Source organism: Methylotenera mobilis JLW8, from assembly GCF_000023705.1.
Lineage (GTDB): Bacteria > Pseudomonadota > Gammaproteobacteria > Burkholderiales > Methylophilaceae > Methylotenera > Methylotenera mobilis.
The window spans coordinates 2130576-2144003 of record NC_012968.1 but is presented as its reverse complement, the minus strand read 5'-3'; the positions used below and the strand labels follow the sequence as shown (position 1 = coordinate 2144003).

Here is a 13428-nt window from a genome sequence, read left to right as displayed (position 1 = left end):
TTGTGTGGCTAATACTTGATGTAATTAGTAAGTAGTGCCTAGGATAATTCCCTGGTTTTGTAAGTCTAGTAAAACTCCCAATCCAAATTGCATAATGATTTGTGGTTGGGGGTGTTTTAATTCATCCGCAAGCATAATCAGTGCTTGTTCCGCAGTCACTTCCCCAGATTTTAATAAAGTAAGCAGTTTGAATGTCATCGGGTTAAGCTCGATAAATTTAACCTTATCGTTTGCATCACGATGTACCAGCAAGTAGGTGGGTTCTTGGCTCTTGGGTTTGTGCCTAGGGGAGATTCTATGCACGGCATAGTCGTAACTGAGTAGTTGCATTGCCGGCGTAAAAACTAGTGGTTGCTGCGCCAAGTCACCGTGCGTGTTTGCTGATGTGCTGTCGAGCGCTGGTAAGGAGCTGAGGTAAAGTTCTATCCACTCATAGTGGCATAGTGCCTGTAGATATGGAGCTAATGCCAGCTTGCTGTGTTGTAAGAAGGTCAGAAATTCTTCTGGAACTTTACGAAAAAGCGGAGTGTTGGCTGAGTGCTCTTTTAAGAAGGCTTGTACCAGCCTTAGCCAGGCTGCTTTGCCTATGGTTTTACGTGCAACCGGAAAACATGCTGATACAGACTCTAGCAGATTGTTAAATACAATTTCGTCATAAACCGCCATGCGCTCAGGCACAACATCCTTTGGCAGCGGCTGATTGCGTGGGTCGCGTATGCGAGCGGTAAACGCTAGCTGGTATTGTTGGAAGCTGGGCAGGGTATCGGTCATGGCGATAAGATTAATTCAAACTATCAGCGATGTGAGTGTTGTTGTATTCGGCTTGCTGCTACGTGGAATCGCCTGACGTTGCAAGTCGGCGATTTTGTCTACTTCCTGCATGAGCGTATCTAACGCTGGGATATTGTTATCACGCTCCAGTAAGGTCGGGAACACGCCAAACAAGTCGTAAGCATCCTTCAGTAGTGCCCAGACCGGGTCGATGACGTCTTCACCGTGCGTATCAATTAATAAATCTGGTGATTGTTGGTAATGCCCAGCGATATGACTATAAATAATGCGCTCTTGCGGTATGCCACGCAAAAATGCGAGCGGGTCAAAGTTAAAGTTGATGCTGTTAACGTATATATTATTGATATCCAAGTGCAGCATGCAATCAGCTTCGCTGAGAACTGCATTAAGAAAGGTCAGTTCGCTCATTTCCGAGATGGGGGCTGCCGCATAATATGAGGCGTTTTCTATGCCTATACGCCGCCCCAGTAGGTCTTGGGTCTGGCGGATGCGCTGCGCCACATAGTGCACTGCTTCCTCGGTAAAGGGGATAGGCAACAAGTCATATAAATAGCCCTGCTTGCCTTGGTAGGCATCGGTGCAATAGCTTAGATGCTCGGTGTAGATATCAATGTTGTAACGATTTAAGAACTGCTTAACGAGCTGTAGAAAATCAGTATTAAGCGGGCTGATACCCCCTAGGGATAAGCATAGGCCATGACACACGATGGGGTAGCGTGCGGCAAACCAATCTAGCTGTTTGCTTGCTTTGCTCCCGGCGTCTATCCAGTTTTCTGGCGCAATCTCAACAAATTGGATGTTGGAAATTAGTGTTTGGTTATGGTGTGACTGAATCTGGGGTATCAGCTCACGCTTCAACCCCAGACCTGCGCCATGAATATGACTGCGATTCATCATGCACTATAGGTTGGTGATGATTATTTTTTCTCACCACTGCATGAGCCTTCTTTGGCTTTTTCACCGCCACAGGAGCCTTCTTTAGCTTTTTCTGCGCTGCCAGTTTTGCTGGTGCCGCATTTTGCATCTTTCATTTTCATTTCTTTGGCTTTTTCTGCGGTACCACATTTACCCGTGCCACATTTGCCATCGGCCGCCTTGGTGTCGTGCGCATCTGCTACTTGGTAGCCCGTGGCTAGGGTTTTTAATGCAAATGGGTTTTCTGCTGCATTTGCTACCGCAACAGAAAGTGCCAGTGCGCCACCGATTGCAAGAGAAATGGTTTTTTGTGTTTTGTTCATCATCGTTTCCTTTAATTAAAGAAGTTACTATTGATTGCAATTAATGAAAGTTACTGAGATTGCTGATCAGCTTCTATCTGATCAATAATTCTCGCCTTTGCTGCTAATGGGAGCGTAATAGCGCTATCGTTTTCTATATTGGTTCTGATATTGTGCAATGCTACACGCAGTAGATTCAATTGTTTTTTAAATCGGCTACATGCGTTGCAAATCATCAGATGCAGTTTTAACCGCATAAGTTCAGACCAAGATAAAGGACGGTCTAGAGATTGCGAGATGAGTTTGCTGGCTTGTTTACAGGTCATCATATCAATCACCTAGCCTTTAACCCAATTCAACTCTAAACATTTTCTTAACACCATCCTAGCTCTATATAACATTACCCAAGCATTGGTCGGCGTAATCTCCAGTTCCTTACAAATATTTTCATTTTCCATTTCATGCACGTCGCGTAACATAAAAATGGCTTTCAACTTCTTCGGTAGTTTTTGCATGCAATCATCCAGCACGCTAAGAAACTGGCTTTGTTCCAGCGCATGGTCTGGCATGTCAAACGATTGCGGTTTATCTAGCCAGTGGCCGGTTTTATCAAAAAAATCGTCCATTGCATCATCACCAGCGTCTAAACCAATAAGGTCTGATATTGGCTGCTCGCGTATCAGTTTACGTTGTATATCCACTATTTTATGTTTGAGTATGCCGGTGAGCCAGGTGCGCACCGATGAGTCGCCGCCAAAGCTATTGTGCTTAATAGCGGCGAGCATGGTTTCCTGCACGGCGTCCTCCGCCTGATGCGTATCCTTTAAGCGTGCCAAGGCAAAGCGATATAGGTAATCCCCATGCTCGTGCAGCCAATCGTTAACGTTGCTGTGCATATTAGGCCGCCACTCTTTGCTGTAACAGGCCTAGGTAATGTGCCGAGTCTAACGGTGTATTGTTGCGCTGTGACTGCCAAATAGTTTCGGCGAGGCAATCCAAGATATCATGCTGCGCTAGGTGCTGGTCGTTGTGCTTTTGCTTGAGCTGTTCGTAAATAGCTTTGATGCCGATGGGCTGGTTGATAGCTATTTGCTCAATCACGGATAGATGCAGGCTTAAGTGCAGAAATGGATTGGTTTCTCCCATTTCAGGAAAGTACTGTTGCTGCATGTAGCGCTCAGGTGCATCTAATATTGCGTGATATTCAGGATGCATTTGCATCACTTCGACTGCAATCTTCTCTAAGTCTGTGAGCGGGGTGTGCTGTTTAAATTTGGCCCACGCGTCAAATAAGAATTGTCTGGCTTGGTCGCGGCTGGGGTTATATAAACTCATAAAATACCTATAACGCTGAAAATAATGAAAGTACGGTAGAGTACGGCAGCAGTTTGTTTTGCCCATTAATACAGGCAATTTCACCGTTACCATAAAAGCCTAATAATGGCATATTGGGGAAGCGTTTTGTCACGACTTTTAAGTCCAAGTCCTCACCGTTGTATAGATAAGGGCCGCGCCCTAGGCATGAAAATAATAAGCCAAAATCCGGGGTATTGCCCAACTCTGTGGCAAGCGTGTTTGCGGCTAGCATCATGTCGGCCTGGGCGCTGTCGGCATCCCGCAGTGCCCAGCTTAAATATTGCCCTACAGGCACTGAGTGAGCGAGCGTAATGCTGCCGTCAGCTTCGTCGCAGCTGATAATCGTGGTTTGCTGGTAGTTTCCTTGCAGAATTTCTTCTGCACTGTCGGCGTATACGGCCATGATCAAATGCGGGGGTAGGGGTTCTAGCGTTTGCCGATAGCTATCCCATGCTTTTTGTAATGAACTGGACGCTTTATGTCTGCCCAGCTGCTGCAGATCAAACTGCTGGCTGGCTTGTACTAATTTCGGGGTGCTGATCAAGCTTAAGCCATGCGCTGCCTTGGTTGCCATGTTCACGCCAGAGATAAACATCTCGATATGGCCGGTGACATCACCTTTTGCATTTTGCCATACGGAGAATGGGCCTTGTCCGGTCACATCGCCAGATATGCCGCCGTAGCGGGTATGATGGTCTAACCAAGTGCTGTTCATTGCGCTTGGTGCGGCGATGGTGAGGAGTGGCTGCTGCTCGTGGTTATGGCGAGCTAGCTCAAGCTTAATGTCGCCGCCAAACACCATGGCGGCTGCGGCGGGGGTATCTAGCACCCAGTCTTCTTCAGTAAAAATACCGGTTGCTGAGCAGCCTGCTACCTGTGTGCAAGCTGCCGCCTTAGCCGCCGCTTTGATGGCGGCTTGCGGGTTGCTGGCGAACTCTGAAGTTAATAACAGCAATACTGCGTTGGCGCTGGTGATGTCGGCTTTGTGCATGGCATTGGTAACAGCCTGCGCAGCTAGTGCGGGCAGGGCTTGGCGGCCTAATACAATGCTGGTAGCAACTTTCATTTACTGGTGGGTTTAACGCTAGCTGGCAAGTGGTATTCCTTTGCCTGGTATTCGCATAGGTCCTCTATGCAGCATTCTGCACATTTAGGTTTGCGCGCGGTACATACATAGCGTCCATGCAAAATGAGCAAATGATGCGCATCCTGCATAAACTCTGCTGGGATGGTTTTGACGTATTTCTTTTCCACGTCCAGCACGGTTTTACCTGTGGCAAGTTTGATGCGGTTGCCTAATCTGAATAAGTGCGTGTCTACGGCAATGGTCGGCTCACCAAATGCTGTGTTCAGTACCACGTTGGCGGTTTTGCGACCAACGCCGGGCAATGCCTCTAATGCACTGCGTGAGTTTGGCACTTGTGATTGATGCTGCTGTATCAGTATTTGACAGGTGGCCAAAACATTTTTGGCTTTAGAGCGGTACAAGCCTATGGTTTTAATGTAATGCTCTAAACGGTCCAACCCTAATGCCAACATGCTTTCGGGCGTGTTGGCCACGGGAAACAGCTTGCCGGTAGCTAGATTAACGCTTTTATCCGTGGCCTGTGCCGATAGCATTACCGCAATCAGCAACTCAAAAGTGTTGCTGTAATTTAACTCAGTGGCAGGATTAGGAATGGCTAACTTTAAGCGTTTAAAGATTTCTAAGCGTTTTTCTGCATTCATAGGACGTGCTTGATAGATTAAGGGCGCAGTGCCGGCTGCAGTGCTGGTGAGGCTGCGTGGTCATCGGCCGCATTGGCCTTGTTTCTGATCTCCATCCAATTGCGTGCCGCAATCAGCATGCCTAAGCCTAGAAATGCACCGGGCGGCAACACTGCTAACAGAAAACCGTGATAGTCGGGAACGACCGTGAGCACAAACTGTTTGGCTGCAGGCCCAAAGACCAGATCGAGGCCAGAAAATAGGGTGCCCTTACCCACAAGCTCACGCATGCCGCCTAGTAAACCTAGTACCAAGGTTAAGCCTAGACCCATCATCAACCCGTCCAAGATAGATGGTATAGGCGAATTTTTAGCGGCAAATGATTCTACGCGCGCCAGCACGATGCAGTTCACTACAATTAATGGGATGAAAATACCCAAAACCTTGTGCAACTGGTGCGCAAACGCATTGATGGATAAATCAATCACGGTCACCAGAGCCGCAATCACCAGAATAAATACAGGTACGCGAATCTCGTTGGGTACGTATTTGCGTACGGGAGAAATCGTGCCATTGGCTGCCGCCATTACAAACACCGTGGCTAGACCCAGGCTAATCCCGTTGACGACACTGGTGGTGACGGCTAAGGTTGGACACAAGCCCAATAGCTGTACTACGCCCGGGTTTTGTTTCCAAATCCCATTCAAGGTGATTTCTTTATAGAGGCTCATGTTGCTTCCTTACTTTGCGACTTTGCTCTGCGATTGAGCTTTGTGTTCGTGCTTTGCATCTTTGCTTGGCGGCATATTATCTGTTGTCTTGTTTTCCAATAACAACGGCTTGTTCTCATTAAAAAACTGTAATGCCTTAGCTGCCGCTTTTACGATGGCACGTGGGGTAATTGTAGCACCAGCCATGTATTCAAACTTGCCGCCATCTTTAGTTACTGCCCAATCTTTGGCAGCGGTTTTAGCCAAAGATTCATTGCTAAACTGTGTGATCCAGGCATTACGTTCAATTTCGATGTAATCACCTAACCCCGGTGTTTCTTTGTGTGTGAGCACACGCACACCGCTAATCGAGCCATCTGCGCGGATGGCAAGCAGCAGCTTGATATCGCCAGCGTAGCCGTCGTGCGCAATCGCCTCTAGGATAACGCCCACAGTTTTATCCCCTAATTTGGCAATGTTGGCTTTGCTGGGAACATGGTTGCCCAGTAAGGCATTGGGTGGGATAGTGAGTTCTGATTTAAGTAAATCATTGTTGTAAGTGTCATGCGGCAAGATTTGTGCAAACAGCGCCAAGCGAGCTTCCGCCTCGCTTGCTTCAATCGGCGCGCGCGTGATGATAAAGATGTAAGCTAGGATGGCCGTGCCCACTAGTGCAAACGCCGTGAGCGTGCCTGCTGTTTTAATTGCGTGTTTAATAATGTTTTCTGACATTGTCGTGCTACTCGTCGTTAACGTTTATGGCCAAATACACGTGGCTGGGTATGTGCATCAATCAATGGCACGCACATGTTCATGATTAACACCGCAAAAGCAACGCCATCCGGATAGCCGCCATACACGCGAATCAAATAGGTGAGTACCCCTGCGCCGGCCGCAAAGTATAGTTTGCCGTTAGGTGTGGTTGGGCCGCTGACCGGGTCAGTAATAATAAAGAACGCGCCTAACATGGAAGCGCCAGCCATTAAGTGCAGGCCAGGACCTGCAAATTGGCCAGGGTTGACCGTGCTGAACACCAAGGAAATTAACGCAAGTGCGGCAATAAACGCTGCAGGTAAATGCCAGGAGATGATGCGTTGTTGCAGTAAATACAGGCCACCTAGCAAATACGCTGCCGTGACGATCTCCCCACCTTTAGCGCCAAAGTGACCAAAAATAGGTGCTTGTGAAATAGTGGTGACTTCTTGTTGCAGCATGCGCTGTGTTTTGAGGTAGTCTAGCGGCGTGGCCGAGGTGACGGCGTCTAATTGCACGCCCGCGGGTAATGCATTGCCCAAAATGAACCTGAATTGTTCGGCCCAGCTTAATGGCGTTGTCGCCAGCTCAAGCGGGGCTGGCCATTTGGTCATGATGACCGGAAAAGAAATCAACAGCACGGCGTAACCTACCATGGCTGGGTTGAACGGATTGTAGCCTAAGCCGCCATAGAGTTGTTTGGCAATGGCAATGGCAAATAACGTTCCCACCACCACGATCCACCAAGGGGCGAGTGGCGGTAGCGCTAATGCCAACAGCCATGCCGTAACCACAGCGCTAAGGTCTGCCAGGCTAGGAGCAATTGGCCTCTGTCTGATTTTTAAAATAGCAGCCTCGGTGATTAATGCGGTGATGGTGGCAAGCGTGAGCGTAAGCAATATGCCCGCACCGTAAACCCATGCATAAGCAATGATGCCCGGTACCAGCGCCAGCAGTACTTTGAGCATAATCATGCTTACGCTAGGCGCGTCTGTAATGTATGGTGAGCGGTTCAATCGTCGTATCCTATTTAGCAGCTATTGTGTAGCAAATATGTCGTAGCCGTAGCGTATGTTAGTCATCAATCAGGCGCACTAAATTAAGTGCTGTATTTAATCAGGTGTTTTATCTTGCACCATTTGCTGTGCTTTGGCGCGTATGGCTTCTATCTCATCAATCTCAGCTTTCACCTTGGCGCTGAGGTTTTCTGTGTTTTTAGGGGCAGCACCAATCTGCGCTGCCGCCAGTTTTTGCGCTTTGGCGCGCTCCATCGCGGCAGCAATCAACGCCTTTTTATCTATTTTTGCTTGGGCGTCACTGTCTACTATTGTGGTGCTATCTGGTTTTGTCTCGTTACTGCTTTGCTCCGCTAGTGGCTGTTCGTTGCCAGCGTTAGCCGCATCGCCGGAGGCTGCGGCTAGCTTGAGTGCTCTTGCCCGTTCTACCGCTGCAGCAATGGCGGCTTTTTTCGCCTCTACTGCGTCGGGATTGCTTGCTGCTTTATCGGCTTCTGCTGACTCGGGTTGCGCGGCATTGTTTTTGGCTGCAGCTGCCCGCTCTGCGTGTTTTTGCGCCCGTTCCATTTTCTCGCGTTCAATGCGGGCTAACCTAAAGTCATTGCGCTCACGCGCCAAGTCAGCCGCTTCCTGCGCTTTGTCCAGCGCAATAATCTCGCTTTTCGCGTAGCGATAGTATTGCACGAGCGGAATATTGCTAGGACACACATAAGTGCAGCAGCCACATTCGATACAATCAAATAGCTTGTAATCTCTTGCTTTCTCAAAATTGTCAGACTTAGCAAACCAATACAGTTCTTGCGGCTGCAAATTAACTGGGCACGCGTCTGCACAGCGTGTGCAACGTATGCACGGCTGGGCTGGCGGCGGTGGTGCAAATAAGTTGGGGCTGGCGGCAATAATGCAATTAGCCGCTTTAGTAACCGGCACATTGAGACTGGGTAAATCAAAGCCCATCATCGGCCCGCCCATCACATAGTGCGTGGTATCTGCTTTGGCTCCACCTGCTGCTGCGATTAATAATGGCATGGGGGTACCTAACAAAACCTCAAAGTTTTGTGGCGATGCTACATTACCGGTGACGGTAACAATACGGCTGACGCTGGGCTCGCCAAAAGTAAAATAGCGATAAAGCGCGAGTACGGTGGCTACGTTAAATACCTGAATGCCAACCTCGGTTGAGCGTTTGTGATGCGGTACTTCTACGCCCAGCAGTAAATGGATGAGTCGGCGCGCATCGCCACTAGGGTAAAGGGTGGGCACTGTGGTGACGGTTACGTTAGCCAAAGTTTGGCTGGCGGCTGTCATGGCGTGGGCGGCCGCAGGCTTGTTGTCTTCGATACCAATCACCACTGCTGTTGCCCTCAGTAAATGCTGGGCGATTGCGATGCCTTGTATAATTTCATCAGCACGTTCGCGCATCAACATGTCATCACAGGTGATGTAAGGCTCGCACTCGGCTGCGTTGATGATTAAGGTATGGATGGCTGATGCTCCATCTTTACGCAGCTTGATGTGGGTGGGGAAGGTGGCGCCGCCCAGACCCACGATGCCAGAGGTGCGCAGGCTAGTAATCAACTCATTGTGCGCGGTATGCTTCCAGTCTATCGGTGTTAATGGTTTCCATAGGTCTTTACCGTCCGGCTGCAGGCTGACGCAAATATCGGGCAGGCCGGAGGGGTGCGGAATGACGGCCTCAGCAATCGCAGTAATGGTGCCTGAAGTCGGTGCGTGGATAGCGGCAGACACAGTGCCTTCGGCCTCGGCCAGCATTTCACCTTTTAAAACGTAATCGCCTACTTTCACCTTGAGTTTAGGAATGTAACCCACGTGCTGGCGTAATGGCAGGGTCAGGGTTTCCGGTATCGGCAGTTGTGCAATCGGGCGCGTGGTGGACTCATGTTTATGCTCATCTGGGTGTACGCCACCATGAAACTTATGTACCTCGCTAGCCGCATTGGTAGCGAGGCTTTTCATCAGCTTACTGGCAAATTGCATAATGGTGTTCATGACGACACCCTATCAGTATTTGTGCCAGGTTTTGCGTCAGGATTTGCAGGTAGTACCTTGATAGGAAATACCGGATACTTCCATTTCCAGTTATCAGGGGTTTCGGCCAGTGGTTGCATGCTGATGCAGTCTACTGGGCATGGTGCCAAGCATAGTTCGCAGCCCGTGCATTCAGATGCAATAATCGTATGCATGTGTTTAGCTGCGCCCAAGATGGCATCAACCGGACAGGCCTGAATACATAAGGTGCAGCCTATGCACGTGGCTTCATCAATAAAAGCAACCGCTTTGGGCTTGGGTAAGCCGTGCTCCGCATTGAGAGGCTTATACTCTACGCCAAGTAAATCAGCCAGCGCGTGTACGCCAGCATCACCACCGGGCGGACACTGGTTGATGTCTGCTTCACCATTGGCAATAGCCGTTGCGTAGGGCTTGCAGCCAGGGTAACCGCATTGGCCGCATTGGGTTTGCGGCAAAATGGCATCAATGCGAGCCACCAGTGGGTCGCCCTCTACTTTAAACAGTAGTGCTGCAATGCCTAGCAACGCACCTAGCACCAAGGCTAGCCCAAGCATGACGTAGATGGAAGTGAGTAACATATCGCTTTTTGATTGTTTTTAAATAAAAAATGGCTAATTGTTTTTAATTCTTGATGCGGCTGTTTAACGTGCCTCTACCACCGCTAATTCAAACAGTTTTTATTACTGCTCAGCGGTTCAGTAATCAACTTTAATATTTGTCTAGACCCATAAAGCCCATAAAGGCCAAGCTCATCAATGCGGCGGTAATCATCGCAATCGCCGAGCCTTTAAATGCCGCAGGTACGTCTGCGCCTTCTAAGCGCTCACGCATGGATGCAAACAGTATCAATACTAGTGAAAAGCCTAGCGCGCCACCTAGCCCGAAAAATAGTGACTCCAAAAAGCTATGGCTAGCTTGTGCATTAAGCAGTGGGATGCCAAGCACCGCGCAGTTGGTAGTGATTAGCGGTAAGAAAATGCCAAGACCTTGGTGCAGGGTAGGGAAGTTCTTTTCCATGACCATTTCGGTCAACTGCACCACACCGGCAATAATCACTATGAAAGAAAGTGTCCGTAGATAAAACAGCCCATTCGGCTCTAGCAGGTAATGGTTAATACCCCAACTGGTCATCGAGCCTACGCTTAATACTAGCGCGGTGGCACCGGCCATACCGATAGAGGCTTCTAGTTTTTTAGAAACGCCCATGAATGGGCATAAGCCCAGAATCTTCACTAGCACAATGTTATTTACAAACACGGTGCCAATTAAAATCATAATGTAATGATGAAAGTCGAAAGTCATATTTCAAATATGGGATTTCAGCAATAAGTGCCTAGATTATACAGCGTTAATCCGTCAAGACCGTACTTAGTAAGTGTTTGATATATCAATGCTGCCATAAGTTTTAGCTACAGTTTAGCAGGCAGGCATCTGCGTTGTCTGTGGCGTTGGCAATTTACCTCGTGCCGTGTGATTTAAGTGCTACGGCAGTCACAAGCTTGCTGATTGCCGGTACTTACAGAAAGATATGGGCGAATGTTCTTATAAAATAATCGCCAAATGGAAATTGTGCGTAATAAATGCAGAAAATTATGAAACATTCAGGTTAAAATATAACATTATGAATCAGGTAGATTTCCTATGTTGCAAGGCAGTTTAGTTGCTATTGTTTCGCCCATGTTTGAAGATGGGCGTTTAGATATCCCATCTTTAAAATCATTGATTGATTTTCATATTGATCAGGGTTCGGATGGTATTGTGATTGTTGGCACTACAGGGGAGTCTCCTACTGTAGATTTTGATGAGCATTGCTTGCTGATTCAAACTGCCGTCGAGCAAGTGGCTGGTCGTGTACCGGTGATTGCCGGCACTGGCGCTAACTCAACCAAAGAAGCCATTGTGCTGACGAAAAAAGCCAAAGCGCTAGGCGCTGACGCCTGTCTGTTGGTTGCGCCTTATTACAACAAGCCTACGCAAGAAGGCTTGTATCAGCATTTTAAAGCCGTGGCCGATGCCGTAGCTATTCCGCAAATTCTCTACAACGTACCAGGCCGTACTGGCTGTGATATCAGTAACGACACCGTACTGCGTTTAGCTACCCATGCCAATATCGTGGGCATTAAAGATGCAACCGGCGGCATTGAGCGTGGAACTGATTTGCTGTTACGCGCTCCAAAAGAGTTCGCAATTTACAGTGGCGACGATGCAACTGCATTATCTTTAATGTTGTTGGGTGGGCATGGCGTTATTTCAGTAACAGCCAACGTAGCGCCTAAGTTGATGCACGACATGTGCGTGGCAGCGCTGGCGGGTGATGTCAAAGTTGCGCGTGAAATCAACGCCAAACTGTTTGGCTTGCATCAGAAGCTGTTTGTTGAGGCAAATCCAATCCCTGTCAAATGGGTGTTGGAGCAGATGGGCATGATTAAAACCGGCATTCGCTTGCCTATGGTTAGTTTATCTGCGCAGTATCATGAAGTTTTACGCAAGGCATGTGAGCCTGCACAAATTTTATAACGAACAATAGAGTTCTAACACGAGGTTTGAATGAAACAAGTTAATTTCAACGCAAGCGCTTATGGTTCAGGAGCGTTGCGTAAAGCAAAGACTGTAATGCTGCCTTTGTTTTTGATGGCAAGTTTAAGCGCTTGTGACTCTATACCTTTTATTGATAATAAGTCGGATTACAAAGGCGCAGGCCGCTCCCGTCCGCTGGAAGTGCCGCCAGACCTGACGGCGAGCCCAGTGAGTGAAGCGTACGCAGTGCCGGGTAGCGCGAGTTACTCTAGTTATAGCCAAGCGCAAGAGGGGCAAGAGGTAGGTGTTGAGAAAGTGCTACAAAACCCAGAAGGTGTGCGTATGGAGAAGTCCGGCACGCAGCGTTGGCTGGTAGTGAATGCGCCTGCCGATAAAATTTGGCCACTGATTCGTGATTTCTGGACCGATATGGGCTTTGCGGTGCGTGTAGAGAATCCACAAATTGGCGTGATGGAAACCGAGTGGATTGATGCTGAGGCGATTAAAAAGGATGAGTCTGGTAATGCGCTAGATAAGTTTGATAAATGGCTGGATAAATTATCAGGATTTGCGGATAAGCGAAAATTCCGTACGCGTTTGGAGCATGGTAACGACACGGGCACCACCGAGATTTACATGTCGCATCGCTCAGTGGTGGGTGCGCCGGATGATGGTAAAAACCGTGTTAGAACACAATTGGGTGACATTGAAACCGGCTACAGAGCTGACGCGGCAACTACGCCTAAGAACGATGCTTTTGATGCGGAGTTGGACGTTGAGCTATTACGCCGTTTGATGGTGAAACTGGGCGTAGAAGAGAAGAAATCGCAAGCGATACTGGCTGATGCAGCCGTGTCTAAAAATGCTGAGGTGGTGAAAGAGTCTGACGGTAGCGCTAGGTTGCTGCTGACCGATCAGTTCGACCGTGCATGGCGCCGTGTGGGCTTGGCTTTAGACCGTGTGGGCTTTGTGATTGACGATAGAGATCGCTCTAATGGTCTTTACTTTGTGCGCTATGCTGACGTGGATATCGACGATGCGCCTAAGAAAAAGAAAGGTTTGATCGAGAGCATTAAATTCTGGGGTGATGATGAGGCGAAGAAGCCTGAAACAGCCGCCAAAAAAGAAGATAAAAGTATCGTGGATAGCTTGAAATTCTGGGGTAGTGACGACAAGCAAAAAGCTAACAAAGAGCGTCAATACCGTATCAAAGTGAGTGATGCTGACAATGGTGCCGTGGTCACTGTGGTTGATAGCGAGGGCGCACGGGTTCGTACCACAACGGCAAACAGAATTATTGCCTTGATGTATGAGCAGTTGCGCTAACTA

At 48.5% G+C, this 13428-nt stretch carries 16 protein-coding genes; 2 read left to right on the top strand and 14 right to left on the bottom strand.

The genetic code is table 11. The features are described 5' to 3' along the window. Window positions 1-24: 24 nt before the first annotated feature. The 14 genes from MMOL_RS09975 to rsxA form a co-directional block, all read right to left on the bottom strand. Window positions 25-771, bottom strand: coding sequence for an HvfC family RiPP maturation protein (locus MMOL_RS09975; RefSeq protein WP_015832905.1), 747 nt, complete (start codon window positions 769-771; stop codon window positions 25-27). Between the two features lie 15 nt (window positions 772-786). Next, window positions 787-1689 carry an HvfB family MNIO-type RiPP peptide maturase gene (locus MMOL_RS09970; RefSeq protein WP_015832904.1) on the bottom strand — a complete coding sequence of 301 codons (903 nt, stop codon included), beginning with the start codon at window positions 1687-1689 and terminating at the stop codon, window positions 787-789. A 20-nt stretch (window positions 1690-1709) separates the two neighbouring features. Next, window positions 1710-2030: an HvfA family oxazolone/thioamide-modified RiPP metallophore gene (locus MMOL_RS09965; protein WP_015832903.1), complete on the bottom strand. Its 321-nt coding sequence runs from the start codon at window positions 2028-2030 to the stop codon at window positions 1710-1712. A 50-nt stretch (window positions 2031-2080) separates the two neighbouring features. After that, window positions 2081-2338 carry a zf-HC2 domain-containing protein gene (locus MMOL_RS09960; RefSeq protein WP_015832902.1) on the bottom strand — a complete coding sequence of 86 codons (258 nt, stop codon included), beginning with the start codon at window positions 2336-2338 and terminating at the stop codon, window positions 2081-2083. A 9-nt stretch (window positions 2339-2347) separates the two neighbouring features. Next, window positions 2348-2905 (bottom strand): sigma-70 family RNA polymerase sigma factor, encoded by a 558-nt coding sequence (locus MMOL_RS09955; protein ID WP_015832901.1) that lies wholly within the window; start codon window positions 2903-2905, stop codon window positions 2348-2350. 1 nt (window position 2906) lies between these two features. Beyond that, window positions 2907-3344: a DUF1841 family protein gene (locus MMOL_RS09950; protein ID WP_015832900.1), complete on the bottom strand. Its 438-nt coding sequence runs from the start codon at window positions 3342-3344 to the stop codon at window positions 2907-2909. Window positions 3345-3351: 7 nt separating this feature from the next. After that, window positions 3352-4431: an FIST C-terminal domain-containing protein gene (locus MMOL_RS09945; protein ID WP_015832899.1), complete on the bottom strand. Its 1080-nt coding sequence runs from the start codon at window positions 4429-4431 to the stop codon at window positions 3352-3354. Further along, complete coding sequence (gene nth, locus MMOL_RS09940; protein ID WP_015832898.1) at window positions 4428-5093, bottom strand: endonuclease III; 666 nt, start codon at window positions 5091-5093, stop codon at window positions 4428-4430. Before nth ends, MMOL_RS09945 begins: the two co-directional genes overlap by 4 nt. A 17-nt stretch (window positions 5094-5110) precedes the next feature. After that, entirely contained in the window at window positions 5111-5803 is a 693-nt protein-coding gene (locus MMOL_RS09935) for an electron transport complex subunit E (protein ID WP_015832897.1), read from the bottom strand. 9 nt (window positions 5804-5812) lie between these two features. Then, window positions 5813-6514: an electron transport complex subunit RsxG gene (gene rsxG / locus MMOL_RS09930; RefSeq protein ID WP_015832896.1), complete on the bottom strand. Its 702-nt coding sequence runs from the start codon at window positions 6512-6514 to the stop codon at window positions 5813-5815. A 17-nt stretch (window positions 6515-6531) separates the two neighbouring features. Beyond that, on the bottom strand, window positions 6532-7551 hold the full coding sequence (gene rsxD, locus MMOL_RS09925) for an electron transport complex subunit RsxD (protein WP_015832895.1): 1020 nt from the start codon (window positions 7549-7551) through the stop codon (window positions 6532-6534). Window positions 7552-7647: 96 nt separating this feature from the next. Continuing rightward, window positions 7648-9561, bottom strand: coding sequence for an electron transport complex subunit RsxC (gene rsxC / locus MMOL_RS09920; protein WP_015832894.1), 1914 nt, complete (start codon window positions 9559-9561; stop codon window positions 7648-7650). Next, window positions 9558-10160: an electron transport complex subunit RsxB gene (rsxB, locus tag MMOL_RS09915; RefSeq protein WP_015832893.1), complete on the bottom strand. Its 603-nt coding sequence runs from the start codon at window positions 10158-10160 to the stop codon at window positions 9558-9560. The genes rsxC and rsxB overlap by 4 nt, the downstream gene beginning before the upstream one ends. A 130-nt stretch (window positions 10161-10290) precedes the next feature. Beyond that, the gene (rsxA, locus tag MMOL_RS09910) at window positions 10291-10884 is read right to left on the bottom strand and encodes an electron transport complex subunit RsxA (RefSeq protein ID WP_015832892.1); all 594 of its coding nucleotides are present in this window, start codon (window positions 10882-10884) and stop codon (window positions 10291-10293) included. A gap of 339 nt (window positions 10885-11223) precedes the next feature. On the opposite strand from rsxA, the gene dapA reads away from it, so the two are divergent. Together dapA and bamC are read left to right on the top strand one after the other, a co-directional pair. Beyond that, a complete protein-coding gene (gene dapA, locus MMOL_RS09905) occupies window positions 11224-12099 on the top strand; it encodes a 4-hydroxy-tetrahydrodipicolinate synthase (RefSeq protein ID WP_015832891.1) in 876 nt (291 codons plus the stop codon). A gap of 30 nt (window positions 12100-12129) precedes the next feature. Continuing rightward, the gene (gene bamC / locus MMOL_RS09900; RefSeq protein WP_015832890.1) at window positions 12130-13425 is read left to right on the top strand and encodes an outer membrane protein assembly factor BamC; all 1296 of its coding nucleotides are present in this window, start codon (window positions 12130-12132) and stop codon (window positions 13423-13425) included. Window positions 13426-13428: the final 3 nt, after the last annotated feature.

What these genes read in the sequence shown, in the direction of transcription:
- MMOL_RS09945 (WP_015832899.1), bottom strand. Translation starts at nt 4,431, where the DNA reads ATGAAAGTTGCTACCAGCATTGTATTAGGCCGCCAAGCCCTGCCCGCA.
- rsxG (WP_015832896.1), bottom strand. Translation starts at nt 6,514, where the DNA reads ATGTCAGAAAACATTATTAAACACGCAATTAAAACAGCAGGCACGCTC.
- MMOL_RS09970 (WP_015832904.1), bottom strand. Translation starts at nt 1,689, where the DNA reads ATGATGAATCGCAGTCATATTCATGGCGCAGGTCTGGGGTTGAAGCGT.
- rsxC (WP_015832894.1), bottom strand. Translation starts at nt 9,561, where the DNA reads ATGAACACCATTATGCAATTTGCCAGTAAGCTGATGAAAAGCCTCGCT.
- MMOL_RS09950 (WP_015832900.1), bottom strand. Translation starts at nt 3,344, where the DNA reads ATGAGTTTATATAACCCCAGCCGCGACCAAGCCAGACAATTCTTATTT.
- rsxA (WP_015832892.1), bottom strand. Translation starts at nt 10,884, where the DNA reads ATGACTTTCGACTTTCATCATTACATTATGATTTTAATTGGCACCGTG.
- bamC (WP_015832890.1), top strand. Translation starts at nt 12,130, where the DNA reads ATGAAACAAGTTAATTTCAACGCAAGCGCTTATGGTTCAGGAGCGTTG.
- nth (WP_015832898.1), bottom strand. Translation starts at nt 5,093, where the DNA reads ATGAATGCAGAAAAACGCTTAGAAATCTTTAAACGCTTAAAGTTAGCC.
- MMOL_RS09955 (WP_015832901.1), bottom strand. Translation starts at nt 2,905, where the DNA reads ATGCACAGCAACGTTAACGATTGGCTGCACGAGCATGGGGATTACCTA.
- MMOL_RS09975 (WP_015832905.1), bottom strand. Translation starts at nt 771, where the DNA reads ATGACCGATACCCTGCCCAGCTTCCAACAATACCAGCTAGCGTTTACC.
- MMOL_RS09965 (WP_015832903.1), bottom strand. Translation starts at nt 2,030, where the DNA reads ATGAACAAAACACAAAAAACCATTTCTCTTGCAATCGGTGGCGCACTG.
- dapA (WP_015832891.1), top strand. Translation starts at nt 11,224, where the DNA reads ATGTTGCAAGGCAGTTTAGTTGCTATTGTTTCGCCCATGTTTGAAGAT.
- MMOL_RS09960 (WP_015832902.1), bottom strand. Translation starts at nt 2,338, where the DNA reads ATGATGACCTGTAAACAAGCCAGCAAACTCATCTCGCAATCTCTAGAC.
- MMOL_RS09935 (WP_015832897.1), bottom strand. Translation starts at nt 5,803, where the DNA reads ATGAGCCTCTATAAAGAAATCACCTTGAATGGGATTTGGAAACAAAAC.
- rsxB (WP_015832893.1), bottom strand. Translation starts at nt 10,160, where the DNA reads ATGTTACTCACTTCCATCTACGTCATGCTTGGGCTAGCCTTGGTGCTA.